The organism is Endozoicomonas elysicola, assembly GCF_000710775.1.
Classification (GTDB): domain Bacteria; phylum Pseudomonadota; class Gammaproteobacteria; order Pseudomonadales; family Endozoicomonadaceae; genus Endozoicomonas; species Endozoicomonas elysicola.
In genome coordinates, this window is record NZ_JOJP01000001.1 from 3,659,124 (window position 1) to 3,665,819 (window position 6,696).

The 6,696-nt window shown below is 55.6% G+C and carries 1 protein-coding gene; it reads left to right on the forward strand.

The genetic code is table 11. The annotated features are described in order from the left end of the window. Positions 1–6,696 (forward strand): VCBS domain-containing protein (locus GV64_RS25335; protein ID WP_160171804.1); only part of this gene is annotated, 6,696 nt, incomplete at both ends.

Consider the following 6,696-nt stretch of genomic DNA (forward strand, 5'->3'; position numbering starts at 1 on the left):
GTCAACGATGGCCAGGGCGGCACCGTGGATCAGCAGGTCACCGTGACCATCACCGGCACCAACGACGTGCCCACCATCACTGCGGCCACGGATGTCACCGGTACGATAACGGAAATCACTGACGGCACCAGTGGCGAGAACAGCACCACATTATCCGACAGCGGCAGCTTCACCATCGCCGACGTCGACCTGACCGATGTGCAGACCGTCAGTGTCACCTCCGACACCAACAGTTACCTGGGCATCTTTACCCCGACGGTCAGCAACAACACCACTAACGATGGCACCGGCCAGGTGGAATGGACCTTCAGCGTGCCCGATGCCGATATTGATTATCTGGCTAAGGACCAGGTGGTGACCCAGACCTACACGGTGACGGTCAACGATGGCCAGGGCGGCACAGTGGATCAGCGGGTGACCGTGACCATCACCGGCACCAACGACGTGCCCACCATTACCGCGGCCACCGATGTCACTGGCGCGGTCACTGAAATTGTCGACGGCAGTACTGGCGAGAACACCGCCACCCTGTCCGACACCGGCAGCTTCACCATCGCCGATGTCGATCTCACCGATGTACAGACCGTCAGTGTCACTTCCGACACCAGCGGGTACCTGGGCACCTTTACCCCGATGGTCAGCAACAATACGACGGGGGACGGCACCGGCCAGGTGGACTGGACCTTCAGCGTACCCGATGCCGACATTGATTACCTGGCCAGGGATCAGGTGGTCACCCAGACCTACACCGTGACGGTGAACGATGGCAACGGCGGTACCGTGGATCAGCAGGTCACCGTGACCATCACCGGCACCAACGACATGCCCACCATTACCGCGGCCACCGATGTCATTGCCGCGGTCACTGAAATTGTCGACGGCGGTAACGGTGAAAATACCGCTACCCTGTCCGATACTGGCAGCTTCACCATCGCTGACGTCGATCTGACCGATGTGCAGACCGTCAGCGTCACTTCCGACACCAACGATTACCTGGGCACCTTCACCCCATCGGTCAGCAACAACACCTCCGGCGATGGCACTGGCCAGGTGGACTGGACCTTCAGCGTGCCCGATGCCGACATTGATTACCTGGCCAAAGACCAGGTGGTCACCCAGGCCTACACCATCACCGTGAACGATGGTCAGGGCGGCACCGTGGATCAGCAAGTCACGGTGACCATCACCGGCACCAACGATGTCCCTACCATTACCGCCGCCACCGACGTCACCGGCGCAGTCACTGAAATTGTCGACGGCAGTACTGGCGAGAACACCGCCACCCTGTCCGACACCGGCAGCTTCACCATCGCCGATGTCGATCTCACCGATGTGCAGGCCGTCAGCGTCACCTCCGACACCAGCGGGTACCTCGGCACCTTTACCCCGACCATCAGCAACAATACAACGGGGGATGGCACCGGCCAGGTGGACTGGACCTTCAATGTGCCCGATGCGGATATTGATTACCTGGCCAGAGACCAGGTGGTGACCCAGACCTACACGGTGACGGTCAATGATGGCCAGGGCGGCACTGTGGATCAGCAAGTTACCGTGACCCTGACCGGCACCAATGACACGCCCACCATCAATGTAATAGACGGCAATCAAACCACTATTGAATTTACTTGGGGCGGAACAAGTGTAAATAACCATAACGCTGACAGCTTTACACTACCCAGTGACTTTATTTCGGGAGGCACGGTCTGGATTCATAAGTCTGACCATGTGTATAGAAAGGCTGTAGAGATAGAAGTCACTGATAATGGCAATGGCTCCATCGACATCAAGGTTGTATCAGCTGCTTATACCACATTAACGAATTGGAACAGTTTATCCGACACTCAGAGAAGTACCTTTTTCGCAGGTGGTCTGGGAATCACCGGTGAAGTGGCGCAAAGTGCTGGTCAACCCGGGTATGGTATGCAGAATGTATCTATTAACGGCGGTAACAGCGTTGCTGGTTATGTCGATAGTTCAACAGGCATTACTGTTAGCATCCCTCAAGAGGGCTCAGTAACCGAGATTGATGACAGTTCCAGCGGCGAGAATAGCACTACCCTGTCCGATACCGGCAGCTTTACCATTGCCGATGTCGACCTGACCGATGCGCAGACCGTCAGCATCACTTCCGATACCAGCGGCTATCTCGGCACCTTCACCCCAACCGTCAGCAACAATACGACGGGGGATGGTACCGGCCAGGTAGACTGGACCTTCAGCGTGCCTGATGCCGATATTGATTACCTGGCCAAAGATCAAACCCTGACCCAGACCTACACCGTGACCATCAACGATGGCAACGGCGGCACCGTGGATCAGCAGGTGACCGTGACCATTACCGGCACCAACGACGTGCCCACCATCACTGCGGCTACCGATGTCACTGGCGCCGTGACCGAGATAGTCGATGGTGGTACCGGTGAAAATACCGCTACCCTATCCGACAGTGGTTCCTTTACCATCGCCGATGTTGACCTGACCGATGTGCAAACCGTCAGCGTCACTTCCGACACCAGCGGTTACCTCGGCACCTTCACCCCAACCGTCAGCAACAATACGACGGGGGATGGTACCGGTCAGGTGGACTGGACCTTCAGCGTGCCCGATGCGGATATTGATTACCTGGCCAAAGACCAGGTGGTGACCCAGGCCTACACCATCACCGTGAACGATGGTCAGGGTGGCACAGTGGATCAGCAGGTCACCGTGACGATCACCGGCACCAACGATGTCCCCATCATTACCGCCGCCACCGATGTGACCGGCACGGTGACTGAGGTTGTGGATGGCGGTACCGGTGAAAATACCGCCACCCTGTCCGACAGCGGCAGCTTCACCATCGCCGATGTCGATCTCACCGATTTGCAGACCGTCAGCATCACCTCCGACACCAGCGGCTATCTCGGCACCTTCAACCCAACCGTCAGCAACAATACGACGGGGGATGGCACCGGCCAGGTGGACTGGACCTTCAGCGTGACTGATGCCGACATTGATTACCTGGCTAAAGATCAAACCCTGACCCAGACCTACACCATCACCGTGAACGACGGCCAGGGCGGTACCGTGGATCAGTTGGTGACGGTGACCATCACTGGCACCAACGACGTCCCCACCATCACTGCGGCTATGGATGTCACTGGCGCAGTGACCGAGATTGTCGATGGTGGTACTGGCGAGAACACCGCCACATTATCCGACAGTGGTTCCTTCACCATCGCCGATGTCGATCTCACCGATGTGCAGACCGTCAGCGTCACCTCCGACAACAGCGGGTACCTGGGCACCTTCACCCCAACCGTCAGCAACAATACGACGGGGGATGGCACCGGCCAGGTGGACTGGACCTTCAGCGTGCCCGATGCCGATATTGATTACCTGACCAAAGACCAGGTGGTCACCCAGACCTACACCGTGACCGTCAATGATGGCCAGGGCGGTACCGTGGATCAGCAGGTCTCCGTAACGATCACCGGCACCAACGATGTCCCCACCATTACCGCCGCCACCGATGTCGCTGGCGCCGTGACCGAGATTGTTGATGGCGGTACCGGTGAAAACACCGCGACCCTGTCCGATACCGGCAGCTTCACCATTGCCGATGTTGATCTCACCGATGTGCAGACCGTCAGCATCACCTCCGACACCAGCGGGTACCTCGGTACCTTTACCCCCACTGTCAGCAACACCACCAATGATGGCACCGGCCAGGTGGACTGGACCTTCAGTGTCCCCGATTCTGCCATTGACCATCTGGCAGCTGGTGAGACCCTGACTCAGACCTACACCGTCACCGTGAACGATGGTCAGGGTGGCACTGTTGATCAAGCCGTCAGTATCACAATGACTGGCACCAATGATGCCCCCATCATCAGTCTGGGAAGCCCATCAGAAGGAGGTGGAAGCGGACTTCTTGGGGAAATATTTGATACCAGTGCTCTCATCAACAACCTCACTGATCTTGGAAACCTGGTTAATGGAACACCTGCCGCCACATTCAGCGCTACAGATCTGGGTTTTTCAAACACCGCCACAACCATTGGTGGCTTTATTGGCAATGATTCAGCCAGCCTGAGCAATGATATCAGTGACAATGCGATGGAAACCGTCGGCTTCCGCTTCACTGGCTTTGTCAAACTCCCCGCTGGGCAACATGACTTTACGGTCACATCAGATGATGGGTTCAGACTGAATATTGGTGGTCAGAATGTCAGTGAATTTTTTGACCTCCGTGGAGCTCAACCCACTACAGGCTCATTCAATGCACCTGCTGATGGCTTCTATAGTTTTGAATTACTTTACTGGGAAAATCAGGGTGGTAACGCCCTGGAGGTCACCAGTTCAGTAACCGGTGGTGCCATACTCAGTGCGGATAATATTCTTTTTGGATCCATTGTCAGTTATACCGAGAATGATCCAGGTGATCCCGTTGCTGACGATCTGGAACTGACTGAACTGGATGTTGAGGATATCCAGTCCGCCACCGTTTCCATCAGCGATGGCTATGTCGCCAGTGAAGATACCCTGCACTTTACTGACCAGAACGGCATCACCGGCAGCTGGGATGCCGCTTCCGGTACACTCACTCTGTCCGGTAATGCCTCTCCGGCCAATTACCAGGCCGCTTTGCGCTCCGTTACTTACAGCAATAGCTCCGACAATCCCGATATTACCGGTCGTGTGATCAGTCTTACCGTCTCTGATGGCCATATCACCAGTAACGAAGTCAACCGGGGCATTTCCATCACCGCGGTGAACGATGGACCGCAGCTGATCACTAACGAGTTAGCAATTGACGAAGGTGCTACGGTGATTCTCGGTTCTGACAATCTCAGTGCAACCGACCCCGACCACGATGACAACAGCCTGACGTTCATCCTCAGCAACATCCAGAATGGCTCACTGAGCGGTGCAACCGACAACGGTGATGGTACCTTCAGCTTTACCCAGCAACAGCTGCTGGATGGCACTGTCAGCTTTACCCACGATGGCAGCAATACCGCACCGGCCTACCAGGTGACCCTGACCGATGGCCCGGCAATCACCGCCGCCACCTCGGCAACCATTACCTTTACCGAAGTTAACGACGCTCCTACCGCTGCGGATAATACGCTGACGGTGAATGAGGATCAGAGTTATACGTTCACCACCGGTGATTTCAGTTTCAGTGATGTGGACAGCGGCGACACACTGCAATCCATTACCATCAACAGCCTGCCTACCGCTGGTTCGCTCCTGTTGAATGGGGCCGCCGTCACGGCTAATCAGTCCATTACCGCTTCCGATATCAGTCTGCTGACTTATACACCGGCGCTCAATGATAATGGTACGGATTATACCTCTTTCGGGTTTACCGTCAGTGATGGCCAACTCGACAGTACCGAGCACACCCTGACGTTTGATGTCACGGCGGTGAATGATGCAGCTGAAGTAACGAACCTGGATACCCTGAACTACACCTCCAACGGGGATCTCCGGATTATCGATGGTGACCTGACCCTGACCGACGTGGACTCCACCACACTGCAAAGTGCCACCGTTCAGATCACCGGCAATTTCAACAGCAGCGAAGATGCCCTGTCGTTTACCAATCAAAGTGGCATCACCGGCAGTTGGGACTCAGCCAACGGCACTCTGACCTTAAGCGGCTCGGCATCCCTGGCGGACTATGAAACGGCTCTGGAGTCCGTCAGCTACCAGAATACCAGCAATGACCGGAATACCGCCCAACGAACCATCAGCATCACGGTTAACGACGGTGTTGATAGCAGCATCGCAACAACAGCCGCCATTAATGTCAGCCAGTTTAACCAGATCCCCGGAGTACTCGACCAGAACTACTCCCTGTCTCTGACCGGTAATGCCACCGATTACCTGATTGCTAACCCTGTTTCCGATTTCCCATCGGACTCGTTTACCATCGAGTCCTGGTTTAAAACCTCTGGGGATAGCGATGGCCTGTTCTCCTATGCGGTGCCTGGCTCAACCAACGAGATACTCCTATTTGGACAAGATGATCTTGGGCTTCACATCGGAGGAACCAGTTTATACACAGGCATTAATATCGCGGATGGCAACTGGCACCATATGGCCTGGACCTGGGATAGCGCATCAGGGAACACCAAAATATTTATCGATGGCGCTGAACGATTCAGCGGTACCTTAAAACAGGGCTACAACCTGAGTGATGGAGGATCGCTGGTCTTTGGTCAGGAGCAAGACAGTGTCGGGGGTGGGTTTGAAACAAATCAGGCCTATGATGGACAAATTCGAGATATAAGAGTCTGGAACATAGCCCGCTCGCAGAGTCAGGTTGATAATGGAAAAGATCAGGCCTTAATGGGGACTGAAAGCAACCTGGTCAGCTATTACCCCATGAGTGGTGGCAGTGGTGATGTGGTGGATGCTGGCCCTGCCCGCAATGACCTTCAGCGATTTGGGGCAAGCTGGGAAGAAGCCCCCAGGGATACCAGTGAAGACCAGCCACTCGCCATCAACACCATCAGTTTCTCCGACGCGGATTCCGGCAGTGATACCGTTGAAGTTACGCTAACCATCACCAACGGTACCCTGCAATTGGCATCAACCAGTGGTGTCACCATCACCGCCGGTGCGGATAACTCGGCAACCATGACTCTGCAGGGGAATCTGACTGACTTGAACAGCGCCATCAATGGCCTGCAGTATCAGCCA